Genomic DNA, 19,593 nt, shown 5'->3' on the forward strand with positions numbered 1-19,593 from the left:
ATTCGTCGCCCGCGAGATCTACCGCCACCTACCCCGCACGATCCAAACCACTGAATCGCTCCCACAGACCGCTTGACGATCTATAGGAGCTTCCCGACCACCCGGGCGTGGACGACTCCTCCAACGCTGTCTCGGCACTGCGCGTAATTAACCAACTGCGGTTCCGCATACCGCGACGCTAAACTCGCCCTGCTCCGCCGTAGGTGCTGGCTTAGGCCGGCCAACAGAGCCAGGAGCGTAACGACGCCATGAGCCGTCTCACCGAGTCCGTAGTCCGCGCCATGGAGATCCTCAAGGGATCGGACCTGGCCGCGGACTATATGGTCGCCCGGCTCTTGGAAGAGACGTATCGCCGGCGCTCGCTGGACCTGTCCGACCTCTCGCCGGCCGAGCAGGCCGCGCTGGTCGAAGGCCGTGCGATCAACGTCATTCCCTCCGCCTCCGGGCTCGCGGAGAAGATCGCCGCTGCCCAGCGGGAGGGGCGCTCGCTCGTGGTCAAGTACGGGATCGACCCGACGTCCCCGGACGTGCACCTGGGTCACTCGGTGCCGATCATCATTGCGTCCCGGTTCCAGCGGATGGGGCACCACGTCGTCTTCATCATCGGCGACGTCACAGCCAAGATCGGCGACCCGTCCGGCCGCTCCTCCGAGCGACCGCCACTGACCGACGCCGACATCGCCCACAACCTCAGCGGCTACCAGCAGCAGGTCACGCCGTTCATCGACTTCACGCGTGCGGACCTGCGCTTCAACGGCGAGTGGCTGAACAAGGTCAGCCTGCCCGAGCTGGTGGGGATCCTGGCCCACGTCCCGGTCTCGATGACGCTCCAGCGTGACGACTTCCGCAGTCGTCTCGCCGCGGGTGACGGCCTGTCAGTCGCCGAGTTCGTGTACTCAGTCGTGATGGCGCTGGACTCCGTGGCCATCACAGCGGACGTCGAGCTCGGCGGCGTGGACCAGCTGCTGAACCTCCAGATGTGCCGCAAGGTCATGGAGATCCGGGACCAGACCCCCGAGGTCATCATCACCACCCCGCTCATCGAGGGCGCCGACGGCACCGGCGCCAAGATGAGCAAGTCCAAGGGCAACTACGTCGGACTCTCCTCCTCCCCGGACGAGATCTTCGGCCGTGTGATGTCCATCCCGGACCACCTCATCGAGCCCTACCTCAAGCAGCTCACCGAGTGGACCGACGAGGAGATCACGACCGTCACTGGCCGGGTAGCGGACGGCACCGCGCACCCCATGGCCGTCAAGCGCATCCTGGCTGGCGAGGTCACTGCGGCCCTGCACGGCCTGAAGGCTGCTGAGGCAGCCCGAGCCGAGTTCACCGCCCGCTTCTCCAAGCGGACCTTCGGCGAGGCGCAGAACCTCCCGGCCGTCTCGTTCCAGGAGCACGCCGAGACTCCGCTGGTAGCCCTGCTGACTCAGGTCCTGGGCTTCGCCGCCAGCAACTCGGCCGCCCGCCGAGTCGCTGCTCAGAACGGCCTTCGCCTGATCGCCGAGGGCGTCGACGGCGAGCAGCACACCACCCAGCTCGACGAGGGCAGCACCCAGCAGCCGCTGTCCGCCCTCGTGGGAGAGGCCGAGCTCGCCGGAGAGGCGACCTTCTACCTCAAGGCCGGCCGGAAGATCGCCCGCATCGACGTCTGAGCAGCAGCGTGAGGTGGGGCGGCCGGACTGGCCACCCCACCCCACGCTGCTGAGCCGAGCTTCAGCTGGCGGAAGTCAGGAGCTTGCGCACGTGCTCCGCCACCTCGGCCACCGGCACCAGCTGCATCTCGCCGGTGGCCCGGGTGGTGACCTCGACCGTCCCCTCGGCGAGGCCGCGGGCCCCGACCGTGATCCGGTACGGGATGCCGATCAGCTCGACGTCGCTGAACTTCACCCCGGGCCGCTCGTTGCGGTCATCCAGCAGCACATCCACCCGCTCGGCCCGTAGCTGCCGGTACAGGTCCTCGGCTGCCTCGGCCACGGTCGCGTCGGTGACGCCCAGGACGACGAGCGCGACCTCGAACGGTGCGACCGAGAGCGGCCAGACGATGCCCTTCTCGTCGCGGTGCGACTCCACGATCGAGGCCATCGCGCGCTCCACGCCGATGCCGTAGCTGCCCATGGTCGGGACGACCCGGTCGCCGTCGGGGCCGAGCACCGTGACGCCGAGCTTCTCGGTGTACTTGCGGCCGAGCTTGAAGATGTGGCCGACCTCGATGGTGACCACCACGTCCAGGGGCTCGCCACAGTTGGGGCAGGGCTCGCCGGAGACGACCTCGCGCAGGTCCGCCCACCGCTGCACCGCGATGTCCCGCTCCACCGACAGGCCCCGCAGGTGGACGCCATCGGTGTTGGCGCCGGTGGTCATGTCGGTGCGCCCGCGCAGGGCCTCGTCCGCGAGGATCGGCAGTCCGGTGACGCCGACCGCCCCGAGGCTGCCGGGCGCGGCGCCCAGCGCGGCCTGGATCTCCTCGGCGGTAGCCGGCCGCACGGCGGTGGCGGCCAGGGTGTCGATGAGCTTCTGTTCCACCAGGCTGTGGTCGCCGCGCAGCAGGACCAGGGTCAGCTGGTCGTCGACCACGTACACCAGCGTCTTGATCTGGCGTTCGGCCGGGACGCCGTGCAGGCGCGCCAGCTCCTCGATGGTCCGGGCCTCGGGGGTGTCGAATCGCTCCGGCACGTCCAGGCCGGGGCCGTCCGCCACGGCGGCCAGGGCGGAGGTGGCCTTCTCGGTGTTCGCGGCGTAGCCGCAGCCGAGGCAGCGGACCACCAGGTCCTCGCCGGCGGCGGAGGGGCTCATGAACTCCACCGATGCGCTGCCGCCCATGCTCCCGCTGGATGCCTGCACGGCGATGGCGGGCAGGCCGAGCCGCTCGAAGATCCGCTCGTACGCGCCCCGGTGCAGGTCGAACGAGCGGTCCAGGCCCCCGTCCGCCACGTCGAAGCTGTACGAGTCCTTCATGGTGAACTCGCGCACCCGGAGCAGGCCGCTCTTGGGCCGCGCCTCGTCGCGGAACTTGGTCTGGAACTGGTACCAGATCTGCGGCAGGTCCCGGTACGAGCGCAGCTCCTGGGACAGGACGGTGAAGATCTCCTCGTGGGTCATGCCGAGGGCCATGTCCGCGCCCTTGCGGTCCTTGAGCCGGAACATCTCCTCGCCCATGACCTCCCAGCGGCCGGTCCGCTGCCAGATCTCCGCCGGGTGCATGGCCGGCAGGGCAAACTCCTGGGCGCCGATCGCGGTCATCTCCTCGCGGATGATGTCCACGATCTTCGCGCGGACGCGCACCGCCAGCGGCAGCAGGGAGTAGTGACCGGCCATCAGCTGCCGGACAAACCCTCCCCTCACCAGCAGGCGGTGACTCACCGCATCCGCGTCCGCCGGATCCTCCCGGAGAGTGGGCACGTACAGCTGGGACCAACGCATAGGACCGGAGACCGTCCTCTCGGTGAAGCTGCGGAGTGTCGCGGCGGCGCTCGCGCCGACATCACGACGGGGAACGGATCCTAGTGGCTGAGCTCTGCCCGAATCACCCCATTTTGAGAAGCCCAGGTGAGAGGCCCTCAGGGTCACAGCTCGACACGCGACAGCCCGAACGGAGGCAGATGTCTGGCAACACAGCCGACCTGCCCAGCAGCGATCGGTCCGTCGAGGGCATCCGCCGCTACTACGACGCCCTCGCCGAGGGTGAAGAGGACCGGCTCGCCAAGGACGTCGCTGGCAGGGTCCCCTTCGAGATCCACCGACGCTTCCTGGAGCCCCATCTGCGTGAAGGGCAGCGCGTACTTGAGATCGGGGCCGGCCCCGGGCGATTCACCATCGTGCTCGCCGAACACGGTGCACGCGTGGTGGTCACCGATATCTCGCCCGTCCAGCTCCGCCTCAATGAGGCCAACGTGTCCGCAGCGGTGGCCGAAGACGCAGTCGAATGCCGCCACACACTGGACATCCGCGACACCAGCCGCTTCCCCGACGCCGCGTTCGACCTCATCCTCGCCTACGGCGGCCCGCTCTCGTACGCCTTCGACCAGGAGCACGAGGCACTCACCGGCCTCCTCCGGATCCTGAAGCCTGGCGGCATCGTGGTCGCCTCGGTGATGTCCTTGTGGGGAAGCTGGCGGGCCCGCCTCACCGGTGCCACCCAGCTCGCGATCCGCCATGGCATCGACGTCGCCGATGCCGTGATCCGCACCGGCGACCTACGCCACGTCCCTGACGCGGCCCACGTCTGCCGCATGTTCACCTGGGAACAGCTCACCGACCTCGTCGCCGAGTGCGGCGGCGAAATCCTCGCGGGCTCGGCCAGCAACTGGGCGAGCCTCGAAGACCCGGCCGTCCTCGCCAACATTGAACGCGCCCCTCAGCTCTGGGAGCGGTTCCTCGCCTACGAGACTGCCGCCTGCGCCAGCCTCGGCGCCCGAGACGGCGGTACCCACATCCTCTTTGCTGCCCGCCCCAGTAGCTGTCTCTGAAGTGTCATCTCCAACCAGATGAGCGCCAACAATCATGCAAATTCAGCTACTTGATGTCGCGTAGCGGCTCCAGACGTCGCTCACCTGGGCAGGGCCGCTACAGTCGCCGCTATGAGCGACTCCGCCCATTAGGTCGTGGCCGAGCGAGCGCGGACTTCAACAAACGGGCGACAGCGCGGAGAGCATCTTCATGACCGCACTGCGGCGGCTCTCTTTGATCATCCCGCTGCACCGAGAGGTATTGCCCATGGCATGGAGCCCGCAAGCAGCTGGCCCGATGCAGCGGCTGGTCAATCAGGCTGACTACGTCGGCCACTTCCGGACCGGTCGGAGGGTCGACAACCGGCCCGAGTCACTCGCCACCTGGCGCGTGACTATGGCTGCCCCGAACGTCGCCACGGACGTCGCCAGACTGCTCGGTGGCGAGCCTGCGCAGTGGGAGACGACCACCGAGGACTCTTGGGAGGTGTTGACCGACTACGACACGGTACGGATCGTCCTTGACGGACCATCCGCCGTCCAGGTCCGCATGGTGCTCTTCGGTTACAAGGGCAAGAAGCTGCACGAGTGCGACGGTGCCCAGCTCCTCGCGCCGGAGGTGGAGGCTGGCAAACCGTGCGGGTGCCCTTCGACCTTCGAAGAGCGGCGGCTGAAGGCGAAGTCAGGCCGAGGTCCGGCGCCAAGCACGTCCGTCGCGTTCAGGCTCGCCGCCGAGCCCGCACTCGGAGAGTTCTGCTTCGCGAGCGGCTCGTGGGAGCTGCTCAAGACAGTCCCCGATCTCCAACGTGCGCTGGAGGACGTTGATGGCCCCGTGACCTGTGAGATCGCGCTTGAGCTGGTGAAATGTACGACCGCCTCCGGCATGGCTGTGTCTTATCGGAAGCCGGTGATCCGTGTGCTCGGCGATCCGTCCGCTCCGGAGCCTCGCCCCGTCCCAAGGCGCTCCTCGGTCCCACTGGTTTCACCGGCGGCCGCCTCCGATGTGCGCGCACTGGTACGGAGCCCAACAGGGCCGCCGTCGCGTAGGCGGCCCGCTCCGGAGCCCCAAGACCTTCTCAGCGGGTCAAGCGGGACCGCCACCGGACGACGGATCGAGTACTACAACGACCCCGACGCTCCAAAGGCCAACACGCTGATCCCTGCCAGCAACCTGCTCGTCGTCGACAACCACGGCGCCATCCTGCTCCAGCGCCGCCGTGACACCGGCCAGTGGGCGCTGCCCGGCGGGGCCCAGGACATCGGCGAGACCGCGGCCCAGTGTGCGGTCCGCGAGTGTTTGGAGGAGACCGGCATTGTCGCCAGGATCACCGGCTTCCTCGGCGTCTACACCGATCCGAACCACATCGTCGCTTACGCCGATGGCGAGATCCGCCAGCAGTACGAGACCACCTACATCGGCCGCCCTGTCAACGGCGAGCCGACGGTCAACGACGAAGCCGACGCTGTCCGCTTCGTCCAGCCCGTCGATCTCGCCCAGTACGCCATCCACCGCAGCATGCGTCAGCAGATCGGCGACTACCTAGCCGGCACCTACCCCTACCTCGGCTGAACCGCCAGCGTGGTGAACCACCTCCGTCAGGCGCGGCTCCTGGCCAACCGCACGGGGGTAGCCCGCCAACGCGCCGGAATCGACCAGCTGGTTGGAAAGTTCGAAGCACCACGATGAGCGCGGAAATCCGCCCAGCTGTCACTGCCTACGGGACGCCAGGACATGCAGGAGCGCCACGAGGGTTCCCGAGCCCATGAGCTTCCCCTCCGCCATGAGCATCGGGATCTCGGACATCGGAACCCACGCGACGTGGCCGGCCTCCTCGCCGTCCTCGGGCGCGCCCACGAGGGTCGCCCCCTGGCCGACGAACACCTCGTGCGGCGAGTCCACCATGCCGACCATCGGCTGGAACGTAACCACGTGGTCGAGGTGATCCGGTCGCCAGCCGGTCTCCTCCTCGACCTCGCGCAGAGCAGCCCCCAGACCGTCCTCGCCGGGATCGACGATGCCACCGGGAAGCTCCCAGCCCCAGGACTGCGGCACGAAGCGGTACCGCCAGAGCATCAACACGCGGTCATCGGCGTCCAGCACCGCGGCGATGGCCACGCGCTTCAACCGCACGACGTGATGCTCGAAGCGCGCCACGCCAGGCGGCTCAACGTCTACGAGCGCCAGTTGCACCCATGGGTTGTCATAAACCACGCGGTCGCCGTAGATCTTCCACGGCTCGAGCCCATCGGCCTGAGTGCTCATCAGCAATCACATCCTGCGAAGGCGGCAGTGGGCATAGTTGACCACAACTGCCGATTAGGCGGTGCACGTTGAGCGCTGTGAACCAGCCTCGTTCGTGGATGATCGCCCTCACGCTGGTCGGCGGGAGCATCCATTCCATGATGGCCGCCGCATATGCCGGCTCGATCGTGGCTGTGTTCGGGGTGAGTCCGGTTCCCCAGAGCTTCGCGGCCAAGCTGGAGAAGCCGCTGCTTGGTCCTGGTTGTCCTCACCAACCGCGTCGGCAACGGAGCGGACCTCCGACGAGGCGTAGAACCTTCGGCGGGGTCTGGTTGAAGACCACGCCGAGACCCCGCTGGTCGCCCCGTGCACACCAGGCCCTGGGCTTCGCACCAATACCGCGTCGCCGCCCAGAACGGTCTGCCCGCGCTCGCCTAGGGCGTCGATGGCGAGCAGCACACCACCCAGCTCGACGAGGGCAGCACCCAGCAGGCACTGTCTACGCTCGTCGGCGAAGCCGAACTCGCCGACGAGGCGACCTTCTACCTCAAGGCAGGCCGGAAGATCACCCGTATCGACGTCTGACTAGCGTGTGGGGTGGTGGGGGCTGGCTCCACTACCCCACACGCTGTCGAGTCGAGGGGTCTCACCCGCTACTCAGAAGACCCGCGTGGAGAGACGTCCGTTAGCCAGCGGCTTCGACAGCTTCTTCCTCGCTGACCAGCTCGTCCGGGTCCACCCCGAGCACTTCCGCGATGGCCTCGAATTCGGCCAGGGCGGTCTTCAGGTCCTCGACAATCTCCTGGGCGATCACGCCGGGCGGCAACTGGCTGTCCGCGTCGTCCAGCGCCGGGTCCTTCATCCAGGTGATGTCGAGGTTGACCTTGTCACGCGCAATCAGCTCGTCGTACGTGAAGGGCTTAAACCGCCCCGACTCGAGCTCAGTGCGCTCGGCCCGATCCTTGCCCGGCAGGTACGCGTCCACGAACTCCTGGAGGTCGGCCTGGCGGAGGGGCCTGGTCTTCAACGTGAAGTGCTTGGCAGTGCGGAGGTCGTAGACCCAGGTGATGCTGGTGTGCGGCTTACCGTCGGTCCGCGGGGCCCTCTTGTCGAAGAACAGTACGTTCGCCTTGACACCTCCGGCGTAGAAGATGCCAGTCGGCAGCCGAAGGATCGTATGCAGGTCGAAGTCCTGCAGCAGCCGACGTCGGATCTTCTCGCCCGCCCCTCCCTCAAAGAGGACGTTGTCGGGCAGGACGACGGCGGCTCGGCCGTTGATGGCCATCAGCGACATGATGTGCTGCAGGAAGTTGAGCTGCTTGTTGGTGGTGCTGGCACGGAAGTCATCGCGGTCGTAGGAGATGTCCTCCCGCTCGGACTTCCCGTCGGTACCGATCACCGTGATGGCGGACTTCTTCCCGAACGGCGGATTCGCCAGGACGAGCGATGCGTGACGCGACGGCTTCTTGGCCAGGGCATCCCCGACGTTGATCAGCGATGGGCCGTCGCTGTGACCGATGCCATGAAGCAGCATGTTCATCGCGGCGAGGCGGGCCGTGCCTGGCACCAGCTCAGTGCCGAAGATGTTGGTCTCTAGCTCGAGCCGCTGCTCGCGGGACATGCTGCTGCCGTAGTGCTCGCGGATGTACTGCCGAGCGGCGATGAGAAATCCGCCCGTACCGCATGCCGGATCGGTGATCGTGTCCTCGAGCGTCGGCTGGGTCACCTCCACCATCGCGTCGATCAGCACACGGGGGGTGAAGTACTGGCCGGCACCAGTCTTGGTGTCTTCGGCCCCCTTGGCCAGGAGGCCCTCGTACGCGTCGCCCTTGAGGTCTGTCCCGGTACCGGTCCAGTCCTGGCCGCCGATCAGATCGACAGCAAGCTTCTGCAGCAGCGCGGGCTCAGTGATGCGGTTCTGTGCCTTGGCGAAGATCGTGCCGAGAGTCGTTCCGGGATGCTTCGCCAGCTCAGTGAGGGTATTGCGGTACTGCTCCTCCAGAGCGACGCCCGTCTTGGAGACGAGCGCCTGCCAGTCGTACTCAGCCGGGACGATGCGCGCAGCGGAGGGGTCGTCGGCGAACGGGTCGGTAGCGATCTCGTCGGCCATCTTGAGGAAGAGCAGGTACGAGAGCTGCTCGACGTACTCAATGGTGGAAAGGCCGTTGTCACGCAAGACGTTGCAGTAGTTCCAGAGCTTGGCTACCAGGGCGCCGGTCTGGGCGGAAGCGGCGGTGGTCATACGTCGAACTCCTGCTGGGCGGTGGTGGAGCGGGTGCGCTGGGTCATGCGCTGGCGCTTCGGCTTGGCGTTGGTGCTCCCGCGTTCGGCTGCAACGCGCATGAGCATCACACCTGCTGGCTCGTCACTTGGATCTTGGCGAACGAGTCGGCCGGAGAATGCCTTAGCGAGGAGAGCACGGCGGAGGGAGATGGATCGCACGCGGGATCGTGCAACCAGTTCGCACACATTGTCCATCACCGAAAGATCGTTCTCAATGCGCTCAACGATCCGCTGCTGCTCGGTAGAGGGCGGAACGGGCAGCGGAAATTTTTTGATCTTCGATAGGCTGATGGATGCCAGATTCACGCTTTGCTTGCCATTGCGCTCGAACCAGGCCCCGGAGCCATTTGCATACCAAGACAGGAGCTTCGGCTCGATTTCCCCCGAGAGCACGCGGGCCCTAAAGACGTGGTTTTGATGGATGACGCCGGGAATCTGCCCTTCCCATACCCACCCGCGCCCGAGCTTGTCACGATCCCCTCCCTCATTCATGAGGACATCACCGGGCTGGAGCGCCAGCGCCTTGGCCTTCCTTTCCGGCACTCTGATGACAGAGATCTGGTCTAGGTCCAGCCGCCCGCGCTGGACATTGGCGACCCGAAGGTACGGGACCTCAGGCAGGTCCGGGTCGCTCTGCTTCTTACTGTCCTTAGTGACTCCACCGACGACCTCGGCGACATCCTCCAGGCGGCGCCATCGCCATCCATGCGGGACTCGCGGGAGGTCGGAGTCGATCGTGCCAGCGGGAACCGGGAGGTCAGCGGCATCCGCATCCCCGCCCACGGTGTATCCGAAAGTCGGATCCGACACCGTGTTACGAAGCCTGTGCAAACGGATGGAACTCCGCTCGATCAGTTTGCCCGCTGCGTCGAGTCGAGACAAGTGGTCTTCAATGGCATCAACGATGCGCTGTTGCTCCAGGAACGGTGGGATGTCGATAGGAGTATCCATGAGCGCCTGCTGGGAGATATTGCGCATGGAGTCCTTGGTGCCTGTCGCCGTGTCGGAGATGTACTTGCGGACTCCGGGCGAGGAAAGCAGATAAAGCAGCCACTTGCGGTCAACCTCTGAGCTCGGCACAAGGCGCAGGCTCTTGTCCGACAGGAGCAACTTGGGGCGGCATTCCCCTACCAGAACGGGAGCCCCAACGTATTCACGGGTGTTCGCTCGACTGATCAGAATGTCGCCTGGGCGGATCTCATGCTTCTTATCGAATTCCTTCCCGGCAGGCACCGCCTTGTTCTCGCTAGCCCGGAAACTTCCCCAAGTCATGGCGCTAACCTTGATGATCCCCCATTCACCCTCTTCGGCAGGGCGGGGTTCGCAGGTGAAGGACTTTCCAGCCTCGATAGCAATGAGGACATCGCGAAGATGCCCCCGAGTCCAGCCAGACGGAAGGGCCTCAATAGCTCTGCTGTTGCTCACGCCAGTTCCTGGTTCAGTTCCGTCAGGAGTTTCCGAGCAGCTCCTGGATCGCCGCCGAAAGCGGCAATAAAGCCGCGGCTTCCACCGCGCTCAGTGAAAGGTTCGTGTCGAAGGGCCTCTACCTCGACACCGACATCGCTGGCCACCCGGTTGCAGATCCGTTCCAACCACCACATCTGCTCGTAGCTGTACGTAGCACCGGCCTGGTGCTGCCGTAGCAGCCAGCCTGCGAAGCGTTCCTCGACCGACGAGCGGTACGGCCGGAGCTCGCTGTCTGCCCCGAGCTCGAAGCGGATGAGCGAGATCAGGTCAGGAACACCCGCGGTCTGGCCAGGTCGCGCGACGGCACGGCCCAGGTCCTCGTACGCCTGCCACAGTATCTGGGGCGTCCAGTCGTACTGCGGGCGCTTGATGTAAGTAGCGAGTTCCCGCAGTGCAGCGTACGCAACGTCCGGTGCCACCCGTGTCTGGCCGAGGGCGACCCCGATCGCAGTCAGCTCGTCCCGCTTACTGTCCAGCAGGCTGTGCCAGTCCGATACGTACTTCTGCGCCCGCTCCTCACGCGGAACCTCGCGAAGAGTCGTGATGGTGGCGACGGTCACCTCGTCGATCGTCAGGTCTTCCTGCCGCCGTATCCCCATGATGACCTTGCGGAGTTCGGCGTTCGCCAACGGAGCGGTCGCGTCGACGATCAGCTGCCGCGCCGCTGCCGGCCCTTCGTTCAGCAAGACCTGCTCCTGGCAATCCGGATCGCAGGCGTCGGTCAGCCACCTGGTGATCGTCATCAAGCTGACGCCACCTGCGGCATGGGCGATCGTCTCGTGCTGTTCGTTCGTCAGCTGCCTTGCCAGCCGACCGAGTCGGCGGGCCAGCACCTCGGTCTCCTCGGCACTGATCGCCTTGGACGCAGCCTTGTCGAGCAGCTTCTGCAGCGACATCCCCGGAGCAGTGGGAAGGGGGCTGGCCTCCACCAGCGGAGTGTCGGTGACTCCTGCGGCGTCGATGAGCAGGAAGCGGTCCTTCACCACGGGCGGGAAGGACTCGTCGGCGCCCGGCGTGACCTCGCTCAGCTCGGTCGGGTCGATCGACCGAGCTCCTCGCCCCTTCATCTGCTCGAACAGCACTGCGCTCTTGACCGAGCGCATGAAGATGACGCACTCGAGCGCGCGCACATCGGTACCCGTGGCGATCATGTCGACGGTCACGGCGATACGGAGCCGCGGCGAATTGCGCAGGTCGTTGATCAGCTCATCCGGGTTCTGACCGTTCTCCCGGCTCTTGTAGGTGATCTTCGCAGCGAAATCATCACCACGCTCGAAGACCTCCCGTGCTTGCTTGAGGACCTCCTCCGCGTGCGCTTCGCTGGCCGCGAAGATCAGGGTCTTCGGGACGTCCTGCCGTCCGGGGAACCAGCGCTGCCAGTTGTCCCGGTAGGTCTGCAGGACCGTGCGGATGTCGTCCTCAGCGATGACCGAGCGGCCGAGCTGCTTGCCGGAGTACGCGAAGTCGTCCTCGAGCTCCTCGAAGCGTCGGCGCCGCGACGCCCGGTCGAGTATCGGGATCGTGGTCCCCGCCTCGATGACGGAGCCGTCCTTCTGGACGTCCGTCAGCAACTCCACCACGTCGAAGTCGACATTCACGCCGTCAGCGACGGCCTTGGCGAAGGAGTAGCTCGAGACCAGGTTCTGGTCGAAGAATCCCTTGGTCTGGGCCGTGGGGGTGGCAGTGAGTCCCACGAGGTGGGCGTCGAAGTACTCGAGTACTCCGCGCCACAACCCGTAGATGGACCGGTGGCACTCGTCGACCACGATCAGGTCGAACGACTCGATCGGTACATCCGGGTTGTAGCTGACCTCGACCGGGCGACCACTCTCGAACGCTTCGTCGGCTTCGTCGGCACGGTCGTCTGCCGCATCGTCGTCGACCAACGTCCGGCCGCGCAGCAGCGAATGCATCTTCTGGATGGTGCCGATGACCACGGAGGAGGTTTCCTGCAGCCCCGCCGCGCCGAGTCGATCCACGCCGTACAGCTCGGAGAATTTCCGGCCGTCGTCCGGCGTGGTGTAGTTGCGGAACTCCGCGAGCGCCTGCTTCGCGAGGTTGTTCCGGTCCACCAAGAAGAGCACCCGCTTGGCCTGCGAGTACTTGAGGAGCCGGTAGACCTCCGTCACCGCGGTGAACGTCTTGCCTGAACCGGTGGCCATCTGGATCAGCGCTCGCGGACGATCCGCGGCGAGCGAGGTCTCGAGCTTGGTGATCGCCTCGATCTGGGCGGGGCGCAGGCCACCGGTCTCCAGCACCGGCATAGACCGGAATCCAGCGCGCAGGGTCGGTGCCTGCGGGCGCTCGTCCGCGCGACGCATCCAGGCCGAGATCGTCTCGGGCCGGTGGAAGGAGAAGACCTCGCGGGACTTCGGCTCCGGGTCGATCCGGTTGATGAAGTAGGTCTCGGCGCCGGTCGTCGCGTAGCGGAAAGCGAACGGCTCGCTCTCACGCCACACGGCGAGTCGGAACTCCTTGAGGACCCCACGCGCGTAGCGGTCGTTCTGGGCCAAGGCGCGGCTCAGTACCTCGCCCTCTCGCTTGGCCTCGACCACACCGACGATGGACCCGTCGACGTACAGGACGTAGTCGGCCCGCCCGGTGGCCACCGTGAACTCGCGGACGGCGACGCCGCGGCCGGCGAGCGGGTTGAGGTCCTCGCGGTCCTGGACGACCCAGCCAGCTTCGACGAGCATCCGGTCGATCGCCTCACGGGCCTGGACCTCGCTGAGCGGCTTGGGCCGCTGGGCCCGCTCCACGATCGCCTCACGAGCCGCACGCGCCACTGGTGCGGGCTGCTTGCGAGCCCGCTCGTAGTCCCGCTGCTGGTCCTGGCGGAGTGCTGCGATCTCCCTTTCGAGCTCGTCGATCCGCGATGCGAACTCGGCGCGACCGGCCGCTGCGCTCGCGACCAGGGCCGCAGCCTCATCCCGCGCGCGCTGCTCGGCCTCGGCTTGTGCTTGTCGGGACTCCGCCAGCTTCGTCCGGGACGCGGCGAGGGCACGACCGTAGCGCTCCAGCTCAGCACGGAGCTTCTCAATCTCCGCAGGGTCGGTGATCCCTTGATCAGCTGTGGGAGCAGTCGGAGGGACGAAGGCGGTGACGGTTCGCTTGCCGGAGACGGAGAGGTGGAACCAGCTGCCCAGATCGTAGGCGGCCTCGATCGCCTTGAGAGCGCGGACCGAGTCGAACAGGTGATCGTGGGCTGCGCGATTCCTGTCCTTGCGCAGTTCATCGAACGCGTTCCGCACCTGCGGAGTGAGGGCGCCGATGCGCGTGAGGGCAGCCAGCCGATCGACCTGCTGGGCGCCGTCGACCCGGAGACCCACCCTCGTGACCAGTTCCTTGGCCAGGACCTCGCCGAACTGGCCGGTGTGGACCAGAGCTGCGTTGGGGTTGGTGAAGACCGTGGCCTCTGCCAAGGCGCCGTAGAGCGCGAGCAGGGGTTGGTACTGGAAGAGCACACCGAAGTTCGGGGACCGTCGGGCAAGATCCCGAAGTCGCTCGTCCATATGCTCCGTCCGTCCACCGCACGCGGGCGTGCCTGTCCACTGATCCAGGTGCAGCGACCCAGACTACGCAAAATGTGCCCCGGCCGTGCACGGTCTCGGGAGCGGCGAACGGTTGTGGGCAAAGTCCTCCCCGACTCGCTGGTCCTGCGCCACAGCTGATCTGCTCGAGGTCGGGCCCTCTGGACGGATCACGCCATGACCCGCCGCACGGCACCCGCGCCGAACTCCGCGACGTAGATGTCGCCGGTGTCCGCGACCACGAGTTGGCTCGGGTTCCTCAAGCCTGAAACCAGGGTCTTGATCCGCCCGTCGGCGAGGCGGACAAGCTCGCCCGCCTCGAAGTCGCTCAGCAGGATTCCCTCACTGCTCCAGGCCACCCCGTTCAAGCCTGTCAGTGTCTTTCCCTCCAGCAGGTCCACGGGACCGCCGGCCTCGGCCGCCAGAGGAACCTCCCAGAGCCGGTTCCGGGGTTCCGGACCAGCCGAGCAGAGCACGTACAGGGTGCCGTCGGCGTAGGACATGGCGACCGGCTGCCCGGACACGGTGCAGAGTGCCGTGTAAGTCCCGTCCATCCTCACCCGCAGCACGGCGCCCGTGAACATCGCCACGATCAGGTCATCGCCTTCCCAGACGAACGCCATCGGTGTGCCGCCTGGCCCAGTGGAGATCCTTATCAGCTTGCTGCTGGAGTAGTCACCGTCGTGGTGGAGCACCAGGATTCCGGGTCGGTCCACGAGCCGGACGGCGAGTTCACCGTCGCTGCGGGCAGCCACAGAGTCCGTGCCCAGGCTCTGAAGGAGGCGTGACGGCACGGCGGCAAACAGCCGGTACACACCGTCCTTCCCCGCGCGCCACAGTTCCTGTCCCCGCGTGCTGACCACCAACCCCCCAGGAGTCCAGGCGACACCGGCTACCGGAGGAAGTCCCGAGAGGTACGTGGTGACTGTGCCGGTCGGGTGTGCAGCGACCTCCAAGCTCGCCTCCGCTGTGCAGCCCCCGTGGAGGCACCGGAGCACGCTCCTACCCGGGCCCTTCGCGAAGACGGCTCCGCCCCTGAAAACGGCGACCTTCTCGTCACTGGACTCGACTTGGGGGTCGTCGATGGGGGAGGTCCAGGTCGCGGTCCCGTCGGTGAAATGCCCCATTACCCGCAGCGGCGTCTTGCCCTTGCCCCGCAGCAGGAGGTGTGAAGGCTCGATGCTGATCTTCATCAGGCGCTCGGCGTGGGCGGGAGCGACCGGCTGGCCGTCGAAGACACCGTTGTCGTCCCACACCTTGCGCAGGGGGTCACCCGGTCGGTTACGCACCCAGGTCGCTCCGATTCCGTGCTCGGAGGCGGCCCAGTGCCAGGAGACGTAGTGGCCCACCTGGTACGTCTCGCGCGTCGCCAGGATTCGCTCACCAGGAACGCCAGCCTCCAAAGTCGCGAGCCGCACACCAGCCAGGTCATGTTGGCTGTGCCCCGAGACGTCGGCGAACAGTGGGATGTTCACCTCCACTACCCGGTACCAGTTCGTCTGTCCCGGTGCGAGGGTGATCCAGACGACGTGCTCGGGCCCTTGGCGGGTTCCGTCTACCAGGTGGATCCGGTGCTCCCCGGCAGGCACGCCGGCCACATCCACCGTCAACGTGCCAGTCTGGAAGCTGATCTTTTCGAGCTTGTGCTTCTCATCCAGCCACACCTCGACCTGGCTGCCAGTGCGCTCCACCCACAGCGTGAGCGCGGTTCCCTGGTCATGGCGGTAGCCCCGCACCACGGGCGCTCGATCGACGTCGCGATCCAGAAGATCGAGCAGCGAGCTCGCGTGCGCGAGGATCCGCAGGCACTCACGCCGCGATCGGCAGGGCAACAAGGGCCGGTCCTTGTGGGACCGGTCGCCCTTGAACAGCCCGATCGCCCCGGCGAACAGCTCGAAGAGACGGTCGGCGTCCCGCTCTCGATCTGAGATGCGGATGCCGTCCTTCCTCTCCTTGAATGCGGAGCTGACGAGCTCGTTGCCGATCGCCGGGCTCCCGATCCTCTGCTGCACCTCGTGCTCGAGCCGCCGGAAGGCAGCGAAGATGGCGTCGTCGAACCGGTCCGCCTTCAACAACTGCGCGCACACCTCGACCACCTCCGGGCGGAGGAGCGTCAGATGGACGGCCAACTCCCCGTCCCCCGTTCCCGGCAGTGCAGGATGATCAGCTCCTGGTTTGGGAACGGCACGGGCCGCTTGCGGCTCGGGCAGCCGGCGCGTGCTCTCCCCGTCCAGGAAGGCGAGCAGCCCCTCGACTCCCTGGACACTGCGATAGGGCCGGGTGCCTCGCCGGTTCACGTGGAATTGCCACTGCCAAGGGCTGGCCGTTTGCCTGTTGCTCCCCCGCCACAGCTGTGGAAGCAGGTCTGCCAGGACGAACAAGCGGCTCATCAGCTCGCGCGCGTCCATGACCTCACTGTTCGGAGGGACAGAGTCCCCGCCAGGCGAGCTCAGCGGCAGCTTGAGGTGGGCAGCGAAGTCCAGGCTGGAGGCGACGAGTTCCTTCTCGGGGTCGGCAGAGCTGTTCAACTCCAACTCCACGGTCCACTTGACGAACTCACTCAGCCGAGCGAGATCGCCCGAGCCGCCCCGGCAGGTTTCCACCCCACGGAGGGTGAGCCGAACCTCGTCCTGGTCCGAATAGCCATGAGCCTGCCATGGATCGGCAACGTAGCGGGAGCTGATCGCGGCCAAGGCCGCCTGGGCGTCCTCGACGCCGAGATCTCGGTCGGCCTTGAGGTCAACCGCCGTGAAGGTCGGCCAGGATCCCCGCTGTCCCATCAACTCGTACACGGTCTGGAGTAGAACCTGGTCCTGGGCGTTCAGCACGTCATCGGTCACGGCATGATTCTCGTGCGTGCGCTGGGGCCTGCGCACGGAGATTGTGCCGGAGGCTGCAGGAGCTGCACCGCCGGTGCCGGGAATCCAAGGACAGGGCGGCACGAAGATCGCGGACGGCGAGCCAGCGCAGTCTCTTGCTGGTGCACCGCTGACTAGCCGGTTGACGCCAACGCTGACGCCAACCGGCCCGAACGATGGCGTCCGACGGCAGCCTTCGACGGACGGCAGAATCACCCAAACTGGGGCATATCGCCGCCCCGGCTTGGCCTGAAAAGCGGAAGGTCGCCGGTTCGACCCCGGCCCTGGCCACAGAAGGAAGGCCCCGGAGAGTCCACTCTCCGGGGCCTTCCGTATGCCCGCCCACGGCGGAACGAACCTTTCCCCACCTCCCTTGTGATGACACGGGAACCTCGCGCTCGTCGGCCGCGGGTCGTCAGCCGCGGTCGCCGGGCGTCCCGTCGGCGGCGAGGCGGGTGGCGAGCCAGTCGGCGGTGGCCGGGAGCCAGTCGGCGAGGGCGGTGCCGAGCAGGTGGTTGCCGTGCGGGACGAGCAGCAGTTCGGCGTCGGGGGCGTGCTCGGCGAGGGCCGTCGCGGGGGTGACGCCGGGGATGCCGTCCTGGCCGCCCTCGACGACCAGCAGCGGGGTGGTGATCGTCGGGGCGAGCGCGGTCAGGTCGATCCGGCGGGCGAAGGCGCGCGCGGCGTCGAGGCCGCCGCAGCGCTGGGCGAGGGTCGCGGTGACGAACGGGACGAGGCCGTCCCAGTCCAGCCGGTACGGGCCGCTGACCAGGGCGGCGGCCCGGACCCGGGGCTCGTGGGCGGCGGCCTTCGCGGCGTGGTGGCCGCCCAGGCTGAGACCGATCACGGCGACCCGGTCCAGGTCCAGGTCCAGGCCCGCGTCCGCGTCGAGGGCGTCCAGGGCGCGGGCGACGATCCGGTGGTAGTCCGGCTCCTGGGTGCTGACGGCGGCGAGGACCCCCTGCCCCGGGCCGTCGATCGCGAGGACGGCGAGGCCACGGGCCAGCAGGGCCTCGGCGACGGCGTGGAACTCCTCCTTGCCGGAGTCCGTCCCCGGCACCACCAGCACCACCGGGAGGCCGCCCGCGACAGCCGCCCGGGGGCGGCGCAGCCAGCCCGCGAAGCCCTCGCCCTCGACGCGTCGCGCGTCCGGTTCGAGGAGGGCCAGCGCCCGCCGCATCGCCTCGTCGGCCTCGGTGGCGGCGCGGGCGGCGGCGGCCCGGTCGGGGTGCGGCAGCAGGCAGGCGAAGTGGAACCAGCGGGCGGCCGCCCGGTAGCCGGTGCCGGCGGTGACGCTCCGGCCCTCGGCCTCGGCCCGGCCGGCGGCCTCGGCGTGCCGCCGGCCGGCGGCGCGGCAGGCCGCGGGCCAGTCGTGCAGGGAGGTCAGGGCGGCGGTCACCCGGGCGTACTCGTACGGGTCGAGGCCGGCGCCGTGGGCGCGCGGGCGGGTCTCCTCGACGAAGGCGGCCGTCAGGCCGGGGGCGTCCAGGAAAGAGAGGTCGGGGGTGTCAGCGGCATCAGGGGTGTCGGTGGCATCGGCGGTGTCGGGCGTGACGGTCATCGCGGGCTCGCTTCCGGCGGCGTGGGACGGGCGGGGTGGAAGGGCAGGGGTCGACGGCCGGGTGAAGGGGCGGAACGCCCGGCGGCCGCGCCGGGCTCAGCCGACGGTCAGCACGGCCTTGCCGCGGATCCGGCGCTCGCGCAGGTCGGTGAGGACGGCGGCGGTCTCCTCCCAGGGCGCGACCCGGCCGAGCTCCGGGGTCAGCCGGCCGCCCGCCGCCAGGCGCACCAGGGTGGCGAGGTCCTCGCCGTCGGGGGCGTCGGAGTCGGCGTAGTGGAAGTGCCGCAGGGTGGCGGACTCCGGGCCGGCGAAGAAGTCGAAGAAGTCGAGCGTGGCGGGCGTCCTGGAGGCCTGGCCGAACCAGATCAGCGTGCCGCGCCGGGCCAGCCGGGCGAGCGCCACCGGCAGGGCGGCCCCGCCGGTGGACTCCAGCACCAGGTCGTACGGGCCGCGCGCCGCCGCGACCTCGTGCACCACCTCGGCCGCGCCCAGCTCGGCCAGCCGGCGGCCGCGCTCCGGGGACGCGGTGACCGCGGTCAGTTCGGCGCCCGCGGCGGCGGCCAGCTCGGTGACGTAGTGGCCGACACCGCCGGAGGCGCCGGTCAGCAGCACCCGGCGGCCGGCCAGCGGGCCCGCGGTGCGGAGCAGGCGCAGCGCGGTGAGACCCGCGAGCGGCAGTGCGGCGGCACGGACGGTGTCCAGGGTGTCGGGCAGTTCGGCGAGCGAGGAGGTCGGGACGGCCACGTACTCGGCCCAGCCCCCGGCCGGCGGGTGGCCGACCACCCGCCGGCAGACGGCCGGGCCCGATCCGTCGGCGGCCGCCTGGACGACCAGCCCGGCGACGTCCTTCCCGGGCCGCCAACCGGGCCGGGGGGCCTCCAGCTGGAAGGTCTCGCCGCGGTTCACCGAGAACGCCTCGACCTTCACCAGGGCCTCCCCCGGCCCCGGCTTCGGCTGGTCCACCTCGGCGAAGCCGACCGGTACGTCCCGCCGCCCGGTGCCCAGCAGTGCCCTCATCGCGCTCTTCCCTCCACGGCCGCCCGGGCCCTGGCGGCCCGGGAACGGCCCCAGCTCACCGCGCCCGCCGGGGGCCGGTCCAACAACGAGGGGGCGGCGGCGACAACCGCCGGTTGTGCTGCCGGGCCCGGCGGGCCCGCACGGGCGTCGGGGACGGGCCCGGGGGCGGGCTCCGGCCGCGCCCGCC

Annotated in this window: 10 protein-coding genes and 2 pseudogenes; 4 read left to right on the top strand and 8 right to left on the bottom strand. The window is 68.1% G+C overall.

Translation table 11 applies throughout. The annotated features are described in order from the left end of the window. The first annotated feature begins 248 nt into the window (after positions 1-248). Positions 249-1,655 carry a tyrosine--tRNA ligase gene (gene tyrS, locus AB0N04_RS29545; RefSeq protein WP_360213110.1) on the top strand — a complete coding sequence of 469 codons (1,407 nt, stop codon included), beginning with the start codon at positions 249-251 and terminating at the stop codon, positions 1,653-1,655. A 61-nt stretch (positions 1,656-1,716) separates the two neighbouring features. Here tyrS and AB0N04_RS29550 read toward each other — a convergent pair whose 3' ends face one another. Next, on the bottom strand, positions 1,717-3,423 hold the full coding sequence (locus AB0N04_RS29550; RefSeq protein ID WP_360213112.1) for a proline--tRNA ligase: 1,707 nt from the start codon (positions 3,421-3,423) through the stop codon (positions 1,717-1,719). A gap of 179 nt (positions 3,424-3,602) precedes the next feature. Here AB0N04_RS29550 and AB0N04_RS29555 point away from each other — a divergent pair, with 179 nt between their 5' ends. The 3 genes and pseudogenes from AB0N04_RS29555 to AB0N04_RS29565 all read left to right on the top strand — a co-directional run bounded on the left by AB0N04_RS29555 (position 3,603) and on the right by AB0N04_RS29565 (position 6,018). Next, a complete protein-coding gene (locus AB0N04_RS29555; protein WP_360213114.1) occupies positions 3,603-4,469 on the top strand; it encodes a class I SAM-dependent methyltransferase in 867 nt (288 codons plus the stop codon). 277 nt (positions 4,470-4,746) lie between these two features. Beyond that, positions 4,747-5,265 (top strand): annotated as a pseudogene (locus AB0N04_RS29560) (hypothetical protein); the annotation flags it as partial. A 294-nt stretch (positions 5,266-5,559) separates the two neighbouring features. Then, positions 5,560-6,018, top strand: coding sequence for an NUDIX domain-containing protein (locus AB0N04_RS29565; RefSeq protein ID WP_360213251.1), 459 nt, complete (start codon positions 5,560-5,562; stop codon positions 6,016-6,018). Between the two features lie 138 nt (positions 6,019-6,156). Here the strand turns inward: AB0N04_RS29565 and AB0N04_RS29570 are convergent. From AB0N04_RS29570 to AB0N04_RS29600, 7 genes and pseudogenes are all read right to left on the bottom strand, one after another. Further along, positions 6,157-6,705: pseudogene (locus AB0N04_RS29570) on the bottom strand (NUDIX hydrolase); the annotation flags it as partial. A gap of 670 nt (positions 6,706-7,375) precedes the next feature. Further along, complete coding sequence (locus tag AB0N04_RS29575; protein ID WP_360213116.1) at positions 7,376-8,932, bottom strand: class I SAM-dependent DNA methyltransferase; 1,557 nt, start codon at positions 8,930-8,932, stop codon at positions 7,376-7,378. Beyond that, positions 8,929-10,398, bottom strand: coding sequence for a restriction endonuclease subunit S (locus tag AB0N04_RS29580; protein ID WP_360213118.1), 1,470 nt, complete (start codon positions 10,396-10,398; stop codon positions 8,929-8,931). The genes AB0N04_RS29575 and AB0N04_RS29580 overlap by 4 nt, the downstream gene beginning before the upstream one ends. Then, positions 10,395-13,952 (bottom strand): DEAD/DEAH box helicase family protein, encoded by a 3,558-nt coding sequence (locus AB0N04_RS29585; RefSeq protein ID WP_360213120.1) that lies wholly within the window; start codon positions 13,950-13,952, stop codon positions 10,395-10,397. The genes AB0N04_RS29580 and AB0N04_RS29585 overlap by 4 nt, the downstream gene beginning before the upstream one ends. Before the next feature lie 188 nt (positions 13,953-14,140). Beyond that, positions 14,141-16,810, bottom strand: coding sequence for a TIGR02391 family protein (locus AB0N04_RS29590; protein WP_360213122.1), 2,670 nt, complete (start codon positions 16,808-16,810; stop codon positions 14,141-14,143). 433 nt (positions 16,811-17,243) lie between these two features. Further along, positions 17,244-18,389 (bottom strand): alpha/beta fold hydrolase, encoded by a 1,146-nt coding sequence (locus tag AB0N04_RS29595; protein ID WP_360213124.1) that lies wholly within the window; start codon positions 18,387-18,389, stop codon positions 17,244-17,246. Between the two features lie 96 nt (positions 18,390-18,485). Then, a complete protein-coding gene (locus AB0N04_RS29600; RefSeq protein ID WP_360213126.1) occupies positions 18,486-19,406 on the bottom strand; it encodes a zinc-binding dehydrogenase in 921 nt (306 codons plus the stop codon). Between the last annotated feature and the right edge of the window lie 187 nt (positions 19,407-19,593).

This window comes from Kitasatospora sp. NPDC051702 (assembly GCF_040681575.1).
GTDB lineage: Bacteria > Actinomycetota > Actinomycetes > Streptomycetales > Streptomycetaceae > Kitasatospora.

Coding starts and splice junctions, on each gene's coding strand:
- tyrS (WP_360213110.1), top strand. CDS start 249: ATGAGCCGTCTCACCGAGTCCGTAGTCCGCGCCATGGAGATCCTCAAG.
- AB0N04_RS29550 (WP_360213112.1), bottom strand. CDS start 3,423: ATGCGTTGGTCCCAGCTGTACGTGCCCACTCTCCGGGAGGATCCGGCG.
- AB0N04_RS29555 (WP_360213114.1), top strand. CDS start 3,603: ATGTCTGGCAACACAGCCGACCTGCCCAGCAGCGATCGGTCCGTCGAG.
- AB0N04_RS29575 (WP_360213116.1), bottom strand. CDS start 8,932: ATGACCACCGCCGCTTCCGCCCAGACCGGCGCCCTGGTAGCCAAGCTC.
- AB0N04_RS29585 (WP_360213120.1), bottom strand. CDS start 13,952: ATGGACGAGCGACTTCGGGATCTTGCCCGACGGTCCCCGAACTTCGGT.
- AB0N04_RS29595 (WP_360213124.1), bottom strand. CDS start 18,389: ATGACCGTCACGCCCGACACCGCCGATGCCACCGACACCCCTGATGCC.
- AB0N04_RS29600 (WP_360213126.1), bottom strand. CDS start 19,406: ATGAGGGCACTGCTGGGCACCGGGCGGCGGGACGTACCGGTCGGCTTC.